Origin of the sequence: Stratiformator vulcanicus, from assembly GCF_007744515.1 — a bacterium.
GTDB classification, from domain to species: Bacteria; Planctomycetota; Planctomycetia; order Planctomycetales; family Planctomycetaceae; genus Stratiformator; species Stratiformator vulcanicus.
The window spans coordinates 3,128,708-3,144,530 of the sequence record NZ_CP036268.1 but is presented as its reverse complement, the minus strand read 5'-3'; the positions used below and the strand labels follow the sequence as shown (position 1 = coordinate 3,144,530).

The window sequence follows — 15,823 nt, the reverse complement described above, 5'->3', positions numbered from 1 at the left end:
CGACAAACCTATTCCGATTTTTCGGGGGCAGTCACTTCGACTGTAATCAACTCGTCGCCGCGGCGGACGATCAGTCGAACGTCATCGCTTTCTTCAACGGCAGCCAAGGCTGACTTTAAATCGCGGATCGATTGAACGAGCTCGTCACCGATAAAGACGACCAAGTCGCCGCGCTCGATGCCGGCGGTTGCGACGAGTGAGTCCGGGATGACCGATCCGACATAGGCCGGAGTTCGATAGACGACGTCTGGCAACATGACCAAGCCGAAGTCGGCCGGCTCCAGTTGATCGCCAGCTACGTCGTCCGGCCGCGTCTCAATTCGTTCGTAAGTGCCCGAGAGAATTTGTTCGATCGGAGTCTTAAGGTCGCGCAGCGGGATGGCGTAATTCACCCAGGTATTGCTGTCGGCATTCCGGATCTCCCGTCCGATCATGCCCAACGGCTTGCCGCTGCGGGTGATGACGATTCCGCCACCGGCGCCGGGATTATTAGTAATGGCATCGAACAGGAAGACATCGCCTTCGAACGGGATTTCAAAACCGCCGCGACGTCCCTCGAGCGACGTGACGGCCGAAACCACGCCCGACATGACAGAGACTGGTTCGTCACCGACGGCGACTTTGTACATATTGCTGAGGGCGAAGATACGATCACCCACGCCCGCCGAAGGTACGTTCTCAAGGTCGAAGTGGTCGAATCGTTCCGAGTCAGCTCGCAATTTAATGACGGCCAGGTCGAGCTTGGGCTCGGTGCCGACGATGTCGGCCTCATATTTTCGGCCATCGTCGAGCACAACGGTGATCGGTTCGACGTCGAGAACGTGATTCCAAATCGTGACGATATGACCTTCGGGCGAAACGAGAAAGCCGGTGGAATAGGATTCCAGCCCCCGCAGTCCGCCGGCCCCGAAGACTTTCACGGTCCTCTTCAATGCCGCCGGCAGACCTTCTGCTCCGATCGCTGAAGCCGGAGCCACGGCGAACATCATCGCCACACTCGCAGTCAATGCTGCGAGTTGTTTAATTCGTTTGATCCACTGCGTCGAACCCGTCATTCGTTCTCTCCCGATTTCGCCCGGACGGACAGGCCTTCGACGGCGAACGTCGCGAACGTCTCGCCACCCGATCGGGCTTTAAAGCTTTGGGGAAACTTTCGACTGGAAAGCTGCTTCGGTTCTGCGAATCGAATCTCACACTCGTCGGAAAACTCGTCCAACCGAAAATCGATCCCAACGAATCGCCCCGTTTCCACGCTGAACAGAAACCGCGTCTGCGTGCCGGCTCGCTCAGCCATCAAGATATCGATCATCGGCCCGGTCCCGTCGAGCGGTTCGGTTCCCAGATAGTAGAAGTCGGCAAAACCGGCGGAGCCTTCGGTCAGCAGTAATTTCAAATGGTGCAGTGCTGCAAGCAATCCGCCTGTACCGACCGGCTCGTCTATTAAACGATCTGCGGCTGTCAGTGGTTGCAGAAATGCCGCACGTTCCGCGACGTCAAGACCGGCAACTTTGGGCGTGAGCGTTATCCGATAGGACGAACCGTTTTGCAGGCTGCCCGAAATTCCCCAAGAGGCTCCTGCCCCGCCGAAGTCCCCCCATTCCTTTAAGCCTGAAAGCAGTCGCTTCTGAGCTTGGCGGTTGAAGTAATAGTTAGAAAACCCGTCCTTCTTCTCCAATAGGTCGGCATACTCTTCCGGCGGCTTAGGCTGCTTCGCTTTCGCCGGGTGGCCATCGGGAAGCTCCGGCTTGTCGAACTTCAGTTCGGATTCCTGATGGAGCGGTTGCAAGCGGACCTGCACCGATGCGGTCTGATCCCCGGAGCGGAACGTCAAAGGCAACTTCCATCCTTTGGGGAAGATGCCGAGGACATTCTTAAACTGGTTCACACTGCGAATCGGCCGGCCCGCAAATGACACGAGTTCGTCTCCTTCGCGGATCCCTCGCCGGTAGGCTTCCGAATCGATCGACACCTGCTGGAAACGAATCGTTCCGTCCCAGTCGGTCGCGACGGTCGCGCCGAGCGTCGCGTGGTCGACAACGCGGCCTGATTTCAGGTGGCCCATGAAGTTCTTGATTTGATTAATTGAGATTGCATAGCCCACACCCGAATTAATACGGACACGCTTTTCGAACATGATGCGGCCGTTAATGCCTACGACCTCACCCTTCGCATTAAATAGCGGCCCCCCGGAGTTGCCGGGGTTGATCGAAGCATCGACCTGAATGCAATCGGTGTACTCCAAGAGGTTCTTGCCGGAACCTTCGGGGTATTGATAACGATGCAATCCGCTGACGATGCCGAATGTGACCGTCGGGCTGAAATCGGTTGCCAACAGGAACGGGTTCCCCATTGCGTAGACGGAATCCCCGACCGATAACGCATCGCTATCGCCGAGCGGAGAAAATGGGAAGTCATCGCGACCGAGCAGCTTGATCAATGCCACATCGCCTGTCGGGTCGATGCCGACGATCACGGCGTCGTAGAGTTTTCCGTCATTAAGACCACACTTCATGAAGTCGCCGCACGGCTCGGTCACGTGAAAGTTGGTGAGAGCGAAACCGTCCTTCGAAATCAGCACTCCCGAGCCTCCGCCGCCACCGGCTGCGCCAAAGACTGCCACGACCGACGGGGCCGCACCATTAATTACTTCAATTCGCTCGTTCTGGGCGGCGAGCACCGACTCGTCGACGTCAACGCCGTCCGCGCTCGCCGTTTTCCCGCCGAGCAATACCAAGATGGCGGGCAAGCTCAGCAGAAATAAATTTCTGAAAGCGGTTAACCGATCATCGGTTCGCGACATTACAGCCGGAGTGCCCGACGCGGTTTGTGCGGAGCGGACTATTCTGCTGGTCATTTTCATTTGATGAGCCTTGCGTCGCCGAGCGCCAGGTGGTCGGAGATGTCGAGATCGCCACCGAAATCGACCAGAATCTCAAAGTCGCGGACACCCTTAAGATCTAATTCCACGTCGATCGGCTTGTCCGAACCGGTCACCTTCCGCTTCATTAATTCTTTGCCGTCGCCGGTGAAGACAACGTCGACGTCTCCGAGCCCGCTGGGAACCGTATCTTCGATGCCCATCACGGCGCGGAATTTCCGAAAGTCGCGATCGATACGGTATTGCAACGACGTTTTTGAGTGAATGACGAGCCCGCGCGAGTACGTCTTGCGGTCGATACTGATCGTCTCTCCGTCGTAGTTGCGATCGACGCGGTGCGGCCAATCGACGTCAAAATAGGGCGTGTGTTCGATATCACGTGGCTTCAGTGAGGACAGCGATACGACTTTTCCGAGGCTGTAGTCGATAGCGCGAACGGAACTCCACGCAACCGTCACGTTTCCTCCACCCACCAGCGTGCCGGTTAAGTTCCCGTCTTCGGTTGTGGCCAGCTTTTTCAGACGGACCCGATCGCCACTTGTCATCTTCAAATCACACAGCGGCTTCGCCGACCGCTCGTTGGTCTCGGCGAAGATCACCGCGAAGAGAACCGCATTCGAACGTGCAATTTTAAGTGTGCGGTCAATTCCCTGCGGTACAAACCCGATCGCCTCGTCACTAATTGTGTCAAGCGTCCCTTCGACCCGGTCGAGGATGTCCGATTTTCGCGTGACGACGACATCAGACTTCTGTTTCCTTTCGAGAATCTCTTCCCACGACCTGCGAACTTGAGCGTCCAGCTTTCCGAATCGCAGGGACTCGATGGCTCCGCTCGGTACTTTAATGTCACCGAGATCGGGACACGTCAGTGTGGCCTCTCGATTCGCGACGACGACACGGCTGCAACCGAACTGCGATCCGTCACGCAGACGCACCGCTACGGAATCGGCCGAAGCTTCGCCATCCGTAGCCGACTTCGGTGTGAGTTCCAGGATCTGCTTGGTGGCGATCGACTCGGAACCGTCCGACGTTTCGAGCGTGAGCGTCGTGCCGTTGAGAGCGGCGACCGTTCCGGAGTAGGTTTGGCCGTCCAACGTCGCCACGTCGGCCTCGGGACCTCCGGCGGCGAGTAGACCGGCGAGAGCAATGATTGCTGCGGAGTGTGCCATGGAGTCAGTCTCGAGCGTCAAAATCGTGCATCGGTGTCGTCGACGAAGTTCTCCGTTTTAACACTTTAACGGTCCTTCCGAGCTCTTCGGACGGAAAACTCTTCAAACAATCGCCAGTAGCTCGCCGGAAGGTGCTTGAGCGTGTCCTGCTTCGCTTGTTCGCGGTCGCGTTCCGGCAGGTTGCCCCACTCGCCGCTTTTGGATTCTTTCGTATCGACTTTGCCTTCGCCCTCTGCCCCCTTCACGGTGGAGTCCTTCGCCGGGCCGCTCGACTGATTGGAATTGTTCTGGCCGGCGCCGCCACCGCCGCCTCCGCCACCACCACCCATTTGCTGTTCGAGTTTCTCGATGATCTGGTCGAGCTTTGAGACGATCACATCGTGCTTCTTCTGCACACGCTGACCGCCGCGGCCCAGGTCGAGACGACGCTCAACGTCACGCATCAATCCCGAAACTTCACCCAGGCTGTCGGGCTTTGAGCCTTCCAAATCGAATTTCATCAGCGTGGCGATCGACGTATAGCTGGGCGGGACCTGCTCGGTGTTTTCGAGCAATGTCTTGAGCGTCTGCATGGCCGCCTCACGCTCGACGAGTTGGTGCTGACAGACGGCTTGGTGAAACAGCAACGACGCCGGATCGACGACATGCTCACGCTCAATGTCTTCGATAATCCACAAGGCTTCGTCGAACCGTCGCGTATCGACCAAAAAGCCCGCGTAAAAGGCCGCGATGTTCGCCGAATAAAACGGTTCGGAGTCGTAATTAGGAAGCTCGTCGATTTCCAAAGCAATTTGCGGTGGGTTGAGCACGGAGCACTTCGAAACGAACTCGGCGACTTCGGGCGACGCACTCGCAAAGGTGTCGATCACGCGTCGGGTCAGTTCGTGAGGTTCGATATCCCCCTCAAAGGTGGCCCATTCGGCCGCCTGCTTTTCGCGAGCCCCGGCGCTGCTGTGCTCGGCGAGCCAACTGAAGACGCGCAACCGAACCTCATCAAGTGAAGGGGCGGAGACGATCTCCTCGCGCTCACCATGGGATTTCTCCTCGGCGGCCGTTGCCGGCCCGCTCAGAGAAGTCACGACCAACACGAACCCCATCGCGGCGGCGGGCAGTAAACCGAAAAATCGATTCGGAATCGCTTCGCATGAATAGTGCATCAGAGTTACTCCCGCCGTTTGATTGTCTGAGATGGCCGTTCGCAGCGACTACCTATGTTTCCTGTGTATATCGTCTCGCGTCTCACTCTGTGCGACCGGTCGCGAGATCGTAAGTTGCCTCTTGAATACGCTGTTGTCGCCCGGAAAGTTGGCGGAGCTGTTCAACGACGTCGGGCTTGGCAGCCTGCTCGCCCTCAAACAGACGCGAGAGTGTCCGGGTCCGCCGTTGTACCCGCTTTTGCAACGTACGGAGCATTTTTAGTTCCGCCAGTTTGTCGACCAGCGCCTTGTCCTGTTGTTGACCCTGTTGACCTTGCTGTTGCTGCTGCTGTTGTTCGCGAAGTTTTTCCATCTCGCGCTGCAGAGCCTCCAAAATCTCTTTCAGGGCCAAGATCACGTCATCTTCGACGGCGACCGTCAGCTCTCCGGCATTATTTTCCGCGAGGAAGCCCACGATCAACAGGACGTCTTCCTTCAATTGGGCCACGGCTTCCGGGAACGCCACCGACGAGCCGTCTTCGCGAAGCAATGCCAACGCCTTGTCAATTTCGAGGGCAATTTCGAGCTCTTTGTTCGACGCGTCTCGCGACTGCCCGAACTCGCGCGCTCCCCATTCGTCACTCGCGATGGCTCCCAGTCGAACGGTTTCGGCGCGGACTTCGACCTGCATCCGGAGCATCTTCTGGAAGCGAGCTTCCAAAGCGCGGAGCAGCAGTTCCCGCTCTTCTTCTCGAAGTTGCCGGAGAATCTCTTCCAGCTTTTCCTTGGCCTTGATCAGTTCATTGATCGCTTCGGTCTGAGCTTCGGTCGCGTTTTCGGCGTTTTTCTTCTTCAACTCCTCGATCGCGCGCTCCATCTCCTGCTTGGCTTTTTCGATCTCATCGCGACCGGGTGTTTTCTCGTCACTCTGTTCACCGCTCTCGCCTGACTGGCCACTCTGACCTGACTGTCCGCTCTGACCCGACTGGCCGGACTGCCCGCTCTCTCCGGACTCACCACTCTCGCCTGATTCGCCGCTATCACCTGATTCACCACTCTCGCCCGGCTCTCCTTCACCCGACTCGCTCTTCTCTCCTGACTCGCCTTTCTCACCTTCTCCGGACTCACCCTTCTCGCCCGACTCACCTTCTCCGGACTCACCCTTCTCGCCCGACTCGCCTTCTCCGGACTCACCCTTCTCGCCCGACTCGCCTTCGCCGGACTCACCTTTCTCGCCTGACTCCCCTTTCTCTCCTGACTCGCCCTTCTCGCCTTCGCCTGACTCGCCTTTCTCCCCGGACTCGCCTTTCTCCCCTTCCCCCGACTCACCTTTCTCACCGGCGGCGCCCGATTTCTCGGCGTCCTGGCGATCGATCTTCTCGACGAGTTTGCCGGTCATCTCGGCCGTCTTTTCCTGATCTTCCGTCACATCGGACAGATCGCCGCCGCGTTGCGTTTCGGCTTGATGGACTTTCTCCCGGTCAATCAAGATTCGCGTATTCTTGATCAGATCGCGGATGCGCTCTTGTTCCTTGCGGTTGTCGGCCAGGATGTCTTCGCTTCGAAGCAGCTTGAGCAATTCCTGCAGGCGGGCCAGAACCGCTTCCTGCTCGTCGAGGGCATCGCCGTATTGCCGGACTTCGGCCCCGCCGCCGCCGAGCATTGTGACGATCGCTTTCATGCGATCTTCGATTCGTTCTTCCTTGCTCTGCCGAAGCGCACGCAGCAGCAGTTCCGCCTTTTCCGGCTCGGTCTTTTCGAGATAGCGAGCCAGTTTGAAGAACGTGTCTTCGAGCCGACTGAAGCGGACGCGGAGCGCTTCGGCCCGATCGGGCAGGCTGCGATTGCCGAGTGCTTCCGTCAGGTCCTGTGCGGACGCGACCGACGGGATCATCGAGCAAGCGACGACCGCGACAATTGCCAGGCGTAGCGGAGTCCGCAGAAAATTGCGGTCTGTCGTCGATTCGATCATTCGCATTACTCGAACTCCCCGAGTGAAAGTGGCAATCGCCGGTCATTCGAACAAGCCGCCGCCGAGATTGTTGAGGATATCACGTTTTTGCTCTTCCTTGGTCTTCGCTTTGACGTCGCTCAAGTCTTTGTAGATCGACGACAACTCCTGCAACGCTTCCTGCATATCGGCGAGGCTTTGCATTTCGTCCAACACCTCACGCATCGTCCGCAGCATGTCCTCCACCTGATCGATCGATCGGCGGAGATAAGGCTCGACCGGCCGGGTCTCGCGATCAGCCCGTCTGATCTCTGCGACGCTATCGGTCGCAGCCGGGAACGAGTTGTCCACCAGCATGTCGAGCGGTTCGAGAATTCGGCTGTCGATTCGTTCGAGTTGAGCTTCCGTATGAATTCGATTGTTAACGAGTTGCTGGAATATCTGTCGGAACTCGTCGGCAATGGTCGCCGTCGATTGACGATTCTGTGACAGCTCCGCGTATGCCCGGTCGGCCGAACGTCGGACCGCCAGCACGGCGGTTCTCAATTCGTCGCGATCGCCGCTTTCACGCAGCGTCGACACCTTCGTCGCGTTCTCGATCGCGCCGCTCAGATCGGTGCGGACGTCTTCAATTTCCTCGATCACTTGTTCGAACGTCTTGCGCTGATTGAGTTCGGCATTGAACAAGACGCCGAGCAATTCTTCGGCCGTGACGACGCGAAATTGAAAGACTTCACCGCGGGTGACCTGCGGACCGATGAGATCGTTTGCATCTTCGGCAATGACGACGACCGAGAGGACGTCACCTAACTCCAGGTCGAGCGGCGCCGTGTCGAGCCACTCGTACTCTTCGTCGTCCGATCGACCTAACTCGAACACCGTCGGCAGGCCGCTCGGAGGTCGACGCAGCGTCCGCGGAATCCAGCCCGCTTGCGGCGCGTCGTCGGGCGCCGACTTGGCTTGAAGTTGATACTCGAACTGCGCATCCCGAATTCCGAAGTCGTCGCGCACCTGTCCCGCCACGGGGATCACCGCCGTTCGTGTGATGAGTCCGCCGATTCCGGTTGGTCGGGTATTAATCTCCGGCGGCAAGTCCGGGATCGCACGAAGTTCGATTCGGACCGGCTCGACCGTGGCAATCTCGTCGAAATCTTCCACCCATAATCGCATCAGCACGTCGGGCGGGACGGCGAATAGCGGCTGTCCGACCGGACCGGGCCGACCTTCCGGCGGCTCGGAGATCACGCCCCGAGCGGCATCGGTGACCAGCAGGGGCAATGTCAATCGCGTTCGTGTTTCGTCCCACAGACCGCGGGCCCAATTTTCTTCCAGCAACGTGCGCGTCGGCGGTTCACCTTCGATGCCTTCGACGACGTAAGCGGCGCGAAAAGAGCGCTCTGCGTCGCCGGTCGAGTCGCGGAAGTCGCCGATGGTCAGTTCGTCTCCTCCGAACCGCACGCGGGCATTGAGCATCGGTTTGTTAAATGTGATTTCAAAATCGAAATACGACTCGACGGGAATTTCAACGGCCGGGCCGGTCAGCGGCGTCGCGTCAGGGATCGGGCCGCCGTCCTCGTCCTGCCGATTGCGCTGCATGTACGCGGGATAGAGAATGGCCAGTGCGGCCGAGTCCATCCGCGGCGCGTCGACAATTTGGACGACGTACGGAACTCGGTCGGTGTAATCGTTGCCCGAGACCCACAGCCGTAGGTCATCGACGACCTCTTCGATCACGACCCGAAACTGCGTTTCACCCACTTGCACCGCCGGAACCACCGACGAAGCCCCACGTCCGTCCCGACTGTAAACGGTCACCTGTTCGGGGATCACCCACTCGGCACCGTCGGGACGCGGTGTGTCTGAAACTTCGATGAGCAGCGACAAATCGCCGCCGCGGGGATGTTTAAGCGGCGACTCCGGATTCAGTCGTACGACACGTTCGTCAGGCGGAAGGACGGCCGAGGTCGTCAGCCGGGTCGCACGCATCCGGTACGCGTCTTCGAATCCGACGAATGCCCTCCACCACGTCGACATCGCATCGGCGTTGGTGGCTCCGAAGACGGCGATCGATGCGATGAGGACTAACGCAGCAAGCGCCGCGCGACGTAAAGGCAGGGCGTCGAAGACGTCGCCGATGCGAAGCGTCGGCAGCAAATCGACGACCTCGCCGATCGCGCGGTCGGTCAGAATGCGGTTCATTCGCGTCGTCGCTTCGTCCGGCGATTCAGAAGTTTCGACGGCAAGGATGAGGCGGTCGTCCAGTTGCGGGAATCGCCGCTCGAGCACCATTGCGAGCGAACGCAGTTGCATGTTTCGCAGCAGTCGCGAGATCACCCACACGCCAGCCGTGCCGACCGTCAGGGCGATGCCGCCGATAATGAGAATCGCACGCAACGCGATCGGGGGCTCGAAGTTACTGAGCCGAAAGTAGCCCCATTCCAGCAACAGGCTGACCCAGAACAATGTGCCGAGCACGCAGACCGTGAGCGAAATGCCTTCAATCAGCACGTAGCGACGAATGCGCCTCCGCAGGCCGACGAGGACCTGCCGCAATTTGTCGAACGTGTCGCTACGTACCGGATCAGCCATCGATTCGCTCAAATTACTTTCCAAACGTCAGTCATAATCCTAACGCAAGACGCACGGGATCGGGCGGGACATGAAATTCCCGGCGACCGGTGCCCCGGGCTTATATCTGTCGAAGACATTCTTAGTCGATCACCATTCTTGTCGCTCGTTCGTGTCAGTTAAGACGCTACGCCAGCTTCAAAAGTTTCCGCATCAGCCATTCCGCGGACAAACAACCGAGGACCGCGTAGAGCAGCCACATACGGTCCCACAGTGTGCGAAGGTCTTCGTCGATGCGGGTCGCCTCGGCCGCAGAGGTTGAGAATATCTCGGGCAGCCGCGTCTGAACCTGCTCGACGGTCAGATACTCGCCCGATGTTTCTTCAGCAATCTGGGTAAGCAAAGTGCGGTTCTGGCGTGGATTCATCCGCTCCAGTTGCGGCACCGCGACGTCGATGTTCGTCGAAAGGGACTCGGATGTTTCCGCTCCCGGCAGTTCCACGCTGATTTCATAGCCTCCGGGCACGGCGGCCCGGAATGTACCGGAGAATTGGCCGATGTTGACCGGGTCAGGCAGCAATTCCGCCCCTTCGGGAAACACCGAACGCCCGGCCGGGTTGAGAACCGTCATTGGCAGTGATCCGGTTGTGAGCGGTCGGCCCGATTCATCGTTGGCCTGCACCCGGACGCGAACCGTCTCACCGATCACGAAGTCGGTGCGATCCATCAATATGACCGCGCGGCCGTCTCCCTGCTGCAACCGACCGCGACCGACTTCGTTGACGGCTTTGACCCAGAACCGGTTGAAGTATTCCTCTTCGTACGCCCTCGTCCGCCACACTTCGGGGCTGCCGATATAGAGGACCTGTCCGCCACCGAATTGCTGTGTCGCAAACAACACCGGAATCCCGTCCGACTGTGCCGACGGGTCGGTAAAGACGGCTTGAACGGTCGCGAGGTCCTTCGGCTTGCGCGTCGGATAGACCCGGTAGAAGCCGGGGAACGCGTTCCAGAACTGCGATGTTTCATCGGCCGATTCGGCGATCTGCAGGTAGCCCGATTGCCGACCGGCATCGGTCAAACCGATGGGCCAGGGCTGCTCCGCGGCCAGCGATGCCGGGTCGAGCAAGATGCGCCGCGACAGCACGACCGGGTAGAGATCGCGAACCGGCTCCAGTGCCGGATCATCATCGGCCACGGTCGGCGTGTTGATATCGCCGGCGACGAGGATCAAGCCTCCGCGTTGTCGCCGAACCCAGTCGGAGAGATGCTCCAAATCTTCGGGGGCCAGTTCCGTCCAATCGGGATCGAACGCAATGACGACATCGTATGTCTTCGGAGAATCGGTTGTCTCCGGCAGTCGATCGGAAATCGGTCGCAGCGGAAACTGACGCGGGAATTCCGTCAGCAGATCGGACGAATCCTGACTGACCATCGATACCTCGGACGGGCTGACCGTTTGCAGCCAGACGTCAACGTCGAACGTTGGCGTGCGATGCAGCATGTTCCGACTGAAGCGATAGTCGCGCATCGGTCCGCCCGCGATGATCAGCACCGAGGTGTTCCGACTCACGAAATTGATTGCGAGGTCTTTCTCGTTGTCATCGTCGCGGTAATCGCGGATTCCCGCCGGCGGCTCGACCCGGACGACGTATCGAAATCGCCCGGCTGTGTCGGGTTCCTCGGTGAACCGAACTTCGACGGCGCTGCCATCTTCGGGAAGTCGGAGCGGGACGCTATCGATCTCGGCTGCGGTGCTCTCTTCGGTGTCCGCCGGGTGCCTGAGCAACTTCACGACCGCCTGTTTGCCTTCCATGCCTGTGGCCTGGAGGTAGGCGGTAATATCGAATGGGTCCTGCTTCTCGCGACCGACGGTGTAACGCACATCGGACGGCGCCCGGACCTGCGTGAGCATCAAATTTGCGGGCTCGGTCACGTCGCCCAGTCCGACTGTCGCGACACGAATCGGCTTCTCCGACCGACTCGCGGCGGCGATCGCGGCGTCTTCACCGACCCCCGCATTCAAGCCACCATCCGAAAAGACCGCGACTCCGGCGAGCGTGTTGCCTCCCTGCGTGCGGATTAATTCGGCCAGCGCTTCGCCAAGGCGAGTTTCACGGCCGACCGGCTGCAAAACCTCATTCCATTTGAACGTCTTAGGATCGAGCTGATTCGGCGATGACGATTCGTCGGCTGACGGTTGAGCCTCGGGCTCGCTTTCGTCGTCGCCTTCATCCGAGTCTTCGCTGTCGCCGGTCAGTACCGAGTCTTGGGGGAACACGGCTTGTTCGACCAGTTGCCCGTCGAAAGTGAAGAGCGAGATGTTGTGCAGCTTACGGAGCTCGTCCAACACGCCGCTGTCACGCAGCGCCGCTTGTGCGGCTTGGGCTCGCGACTGTGGGTCCCACGATTCGTCCGGCGTCGTCGGCGGGGCATTCTGCGGGTCGGCCATTGACAACGAGGTATCGACCAAGATCGCCATTCGCGACGGCCGGGTCACGACGCGTTGCACCCGCTCTTGCGGGTTGAGTAATACCAACAGCAGTCCGACGATCACCGCCAGACGCAGAGTGGTCAGAATGAACGTCACCCACGGCGGATGCTCGACGGTGTCGCGCAGATACATCCAGACGGTGAACGCGATCATCAAAGCCGCGCCGCCGACGAGCAGCGTCCAGCCCAGCGGGGTCTCCGGCAGGCTCCATTCGATCAGCCGGATGGCCGTTTCCGACTGCGCCAGCAGCAGCCAGTCCGAGGGAGGCACCAAATTCATTACAGCGAACGTGCTCATGACCGGCCCCCCTTCGACGGATGGAAACTGAGCCGGTACGCCAGTAGTTGTTCGGCAATCAGAAACGCAATTAATAACGCGATTAGTATGGCGCCGATCTCGCGACCGGTCTGCCCCGCTTCGAGCCAGCGGAGGTCGCCGGGGGAATGAATGACGATTTCGTCCACGCCCTCGTACATCGTTCGCAACGTGTCAGGCTGGGCGAGTTCGACTTCGCTTTCTCCGAGGGCCACGTTGTAGGCCACCCATTCGGCGTCCAGCGGAGCACCGTCGGGGGTCTGCTTTCTGATCTTGTAGACGCCCGGTTCATCGGCCGCGTTAAAGACCGACAGTAATTTCAGTTCGCCACCGTCGATCTCGCGGTCAGGCGAGTTTTCGACGTCCTCGTCGAGGTCGCCCTCAGCCGGGATAGCGCGGATCGTGAATGCCGTCCCGTCAGGCCGCTCAACGACGAGCTCCGGGCCGAAGTCTGAAGCGGAGAATTCCTCCACCCGAGGCTCTCCCACGAGCGCCGAGTCGACTTCGTCACGCTCGGCCAGATACTTCACGGTTTCGTGAATGAATGGCACGTAGATAAAGTTCTTCGCCCAATTGTTCCAAGTGGGGTCGGCGGTCGTGAGAACCGTCAGGACGCGACCTTTCCCGATTTGATGAGACAACACGAGGGGATCGCCGGTATCGAGCCGGGCGACGGTCGCCACCGCATCGTTTCGCTGCTCATCATCTCTGACCCAATCGGGGTCGACGGCCAGATAGGAAGCGATGCGGACATCGCCGAAGAACTTGGCGAGTTCATCAGCAAACAGGCGGAACCGACTGACGGGGAGGATCGTGACGTCGGGAGCCGTTCCGGTATCGAACGTCTCGACTTTGCGGTCGCGCCGCGAGCCGGTCAGCGGCACCGGAAACAGCGGCGAGGCGAATTCCTGGAATCCGTCATCGTCCGTCTCCGGCGGCTCAAGGCCGACGCGATAGCGATTGGCAAAATCCGAGTTGAATGAAGGTCCGACAAACCAGCAGATGCCACCCCCGCCCCGCACATAATTATCGAGGACCCGAACCGCGTCGTCTCGCAGCGGCGGAACATCGAGCAGGAACACGCAGGCGTAATCGGACAGCGCGGTCTCGGCGATCGAATTCGGACCGATCACCTGAGGCTTCAGTCCGGACAGGCCCTCGATCGGGGCGAGGACATCGCCGATGAGGCCCGCCGCATCGGACCGCGGGTTGCCGTCGACTAACAGGATCGGCCGGTCGGAGGCCACGTTCATCGCGATGTGCCGCGCATCGTCGGGGGGATAATCATCCGACTCGAGCTCAAACCTTAGCGACTGATTGCCGACCGCCGGCGGTGTCAGATCGGTCTCCTGGATCGCAGTCTCACCCGGTTCGATCTTAGTAAACCGAATCGTGAACGGCAGGCGTCGACCATCGCTGATGGCTGCGACTTCGACGTTCTCGGCGATCGTCTGTCCGAAGTTCTTCACCCCCACACGAATGCGGAGCGGAATACCTTCCGCGGCCGTGTGCAGGTCGCCGTCGATCTCAACGATCCCGAGATTCGGCCCTGCTTCCTGCACGACAGGGACGACATTGACCTGAATGCCCTCTTCGGCAGACTGCCGCAGCGCCGACGACATCGCTTCGTTTTCGACCCAGTCCTGATTGCGGAGGTCGGTCAGCAGATAAAGCCGACGAATCGCCGTCTTCTCGCCCGCAAATCGCTGTGTCGCGGCGGCGATGGCTTCATCGAATCGGACCGCGCTGTACGTCGCCTCGAGGTTTTCAATTTTTGTGTCCAATTCATTCCGCAGCGCTTCGTCCAGAGAACGCTCCGCGACGACGGCGACTCCGTCAGCCGCGCGGGACATCTGAAGAACCGTCACCTTGTGGGATCGTCCCAGACTCGATGTTTCTGAGAGAAACTTCCGCAACACCTCTTTGGCGGCTTCGAAGGCCGTTCCATCGACCGACCGGGTTCGCATCGAAGCCGAATCGTCGAGCAAGACGACGTGATGCGTCACCACGCCCTGCCGCAGCGCGGTCAATGTTTGCGGGTCGACGATCAATCGCCCGATCAAGGCGGCGAACAGCAGGACGATCAGAATTCGCAGCAGAAGCAGCAGCAATTGTTCGATCAACAGCCGGCGGCGGTTGCGCTGCTGGCTTTGCAGCAGGAACTCCATTGCCGCGAATCGCACCCGGCGAAACCGCAAGCGATTGATCAGATGGATGATGATCGGCGAGGCGATCAGCAAGGCCCCCGTCGCGGCAATCGCGGGGTTCAGAAAGAAAGGTGCGAAGAAGGTTGTGAGCCAGGCCATGTAATTAAAGCGGAACGTGGAACGCGGAAAGCCGATTTATCGTCGACGCATCAGTGCCGACCGGCATTCGCCGATTCCATTATCGATCCGCCACCCTTCCTCTTCAGTTTCAATGCTCTTTGTTATCGGGCTTACTTACCGCCGGAAGTACTTGTTGCCGCTCTCAAGCGTCAGCAGCGACGACTAACCGCGGGCAGGCATCTTCATGCCGATCCGGCGGTTCATATAATGCAGCAATGCGGCGTCGAGGTGGTCGCTGGTGCGAATTGTTTGAAAGTCGACCAGATTGCGGGCACAGAAACGCCGCAGTTCTTCGAGATAGGTTTCCATCGCGTTGAGGTAGCCGTCTCTTAATGACCGCGGGTCGCAGATCAGCTCGCCCGTTTCCTCCAGACCTTCAAATTTGGTCGTGCCGGTAAAACCGAAGTCGAGCTCTTCGTCATCGAGAATCTGAAACACGAGCACGTCGTGCCCGCGGGCCCTCAACATGCTCAAGCCGCGCAGCAAGCCCTCACGATCAGCCAGCAGGTCGGAGATCAAAATGATCATACCCTTGCGTGTCTGCTCTTCGGCGACCTGCGTCAGGATGCTGTAGAAATCGGTCTTCTGTGAGGCGGACTGCTTGCCCAGCGTGTCGAGCAGTTGCAGCAGGTGAGACTGTTTACTCCGCTGCGGAGCCCGACCGCGCACGGCTTCGTCGAACGTAATCATGCCGACGGAGTCCTGCTGCTTCAGGAGCAACAGGGACAACGCCGCCGCGACCGTGGATGCGTAGTCGAGCTTGTTGAGCGGGCCGCGTCCAAACTCCATCGACTCGCTCACGTCGAGCACGATCGTCGTCCGAAGGTTGGTATCTTCTTCGTACAGCTTGACGTAGTACTTGTCGGTCTTCGACCAGACTTTCCAATCGATGTTGCGAACTTCATCGCCGGCGACGTATTCGCGGTGCTGTACGAACTCGACCGATTGCCCGAAGTACGGGCTGCGGTGCATACCGGATAAGATA

The 15,823-nt window shown here is 59.4% G+C and carries 9 protein-coding genes; all 9 read right to left on the bottom strand.

Annotation, left to right across the window (positions count from 1 at the left end):
• Window positions 1–8 precede the first annotated feature (8 nt).
• Window positions 9–1,055, bottom strand: coding sequence for a S1C family serine protease (locus Pan189_RS12240; protein ID WP_145364181.1), 1,047 nt, complete (start codon window positions 1,053–1,055; stop codon window positions 9–11).
• Window positions 1,052–2,854: a S1C family serine protease gene (locus Pan189_RS12235; RefSeq protein WP_145364180.1), complete on the bottom strand. Its 1,803-nt coding sequence runs from the start codon at window positions 2,852–2,854 to the stop codon at window positions 1,052–1,054. Before Pan189_RS12235 ends, Pan189_RS12240 begins: the two co-directional genes overlap by 4 nt.
• Window positions 2,855–2,856: 2 nt before the next feature.
• On the bottom strand, window positions 2,857–4,047 hold the full coding sequence (locus Pan189_RS12230) for an NPCBM/NEW2 domain-containing protein (protein ID WP_145364179.1): 1,191 nt from the start codon (window positions 4,045–4,047) through the stop codon (window positions 2,857–2,859).
• 65 nt (window positions 4,048–4,112) lie between these two features.
• On the bottom strand, window positions 4,113–5,204 hold the full coding sequence (locus Pan189_RS12225; protein WP_145364178.1) for a hypothetical protein: 1,092 nt from the start codon (window positions 5,202–5,204) through the stop codon (window positions 4,113–4,115).
• Window positions 5,205–5,286: 82 nt separating this feature from the next.
• A complete protein-coding gene (locus tag Pan189_RS12220) occupies window positions 5,287–7,161 on the bottom strand; it encodes a hypothetical protein (protein ID WP_145364177.1) in 1,875 nt (624 codons plus the stop codon).
• 36 nt (window positions 7,162–7,197) lie between these two features.
• Complete coding sequence (locus tag Pan189_RS12215; protein ID WP_145364176.1) at window positions 7,198–9,723, bottom strand: hypothetical protein; 2,526 nt, start codon at window positions 9,721–9,723, stop codon at window positions 7,198–7,200.
• A 166-nt stretch (window positions 9,724–9,889) separates the two neighbouring features.
• Window positions 9,890–12,493, bottom strand: coding sequence for a hypothetical protein (locus Pan189_RS12210; protein WP_145364175.1), 2,604 nt, complete (start codon window positions 12,491–12,493; stop codon window positions 9,890–9,892).
• Window positions 12,490–14,817 (bottom strand): BatA domain-containing protein, encoded by a 2,328-nt coding sequence (locus Pan189_RS12205; RefSeq protein WP_145364174.1) that lies wholly within the window; start codon window positions 14,815–14,817, stop codon window positions 12,490–12,492. The genes Pan189_RS12210 and Pan189_RS12205 overlap by 4 nt, the downstream gene beginning before the upstream one ends.
• A gap of 183 nt (window positions 14,818–15,000) precedes the next feature.
• Window positions 15,001–15,810, bottom strand: coding sequence for a DUF58 domain-containing protein (locus Pan189_RS12200; RefSeq protein ID WP_310820382.1), 810 nt, complete (start codon window positions 15,808–15,810; stop codon window positions 15,001–15,003).
• Window positions 15,811–15,823: the final 13 nt, after the last annotated feature.

What these genes read in the sequence shown, in the direction of transcription:
- Pan189_RS12240 (WP_145364181.1), bottom strand. Translation starts at nt 1,055, where the DNA reads ATGACGGGTTCGACGCAGTGGATCAAACGAATTAAACAACTCGCAGCA.
- Pan189_RS12235 (WP_145364180.1), bottom strand. Translation starts at nt 2,854, where the DNA reads ATGACCAGCAGAATAGTCCGCTCCGCACAAACCGCGTCGGGCACTCCG.
- Pan189_RS12230 (WP_145364179.1), bottom strand. Translation starts at nt 4,047, where the DNA reads ATGGCACACTCCGCAGCAATCATTGCTCTCGCCGGTCTACTCGCCGCC.
- Pan189_RS12225 (WP_145364178.1), bottom strand. Translation starts at nt 5,204, where the DNA reads ATGCACTATTCATGCGAAGCGATTCCGAATCGATTTTTCGGTTTACTG.
- Pan189_RS12220 (WP_145364177.1), bottom strand. Translation starts at nt 7,161, where the DNA reads ATGCGAATGATCGAATCGACGACAGACCGCAATTTTCTGCGGACTCCG.
- Pan189_RS12215 (WP_145364176.1), bottom strand. Translation starts at nt 9,723, where the DNA reads ATGGCTGATCCGGTACGTAGCGACACGTTCGACAAATTGCGGCAGGTC.
- Pan189_RS12210 (WP_145364175.1), bottom strand. Translation starts at nt 12,493, where the DNA reads ATGAGCACGTTCGCTGTAATGAATTTGGTGCCTCCCTCGGACTGGCTG.
- Pan189_RS12205 (WP_145364174.1), bottom strand. Translation starts at nt 14,817, where the DNA reads ATGGCCTGGCTCACAACCTTCTTCGCACCTTTCTTTCTGAACCCCGCG.
- Pan189_RS12200 (WP_310820382.1), bottom strand. Translation starts at nt 15,810, where the DNA reads ATGCACCGCAGCCCGTACTTCGGGCAATCGGTCGAGTTCGTACAGCAC.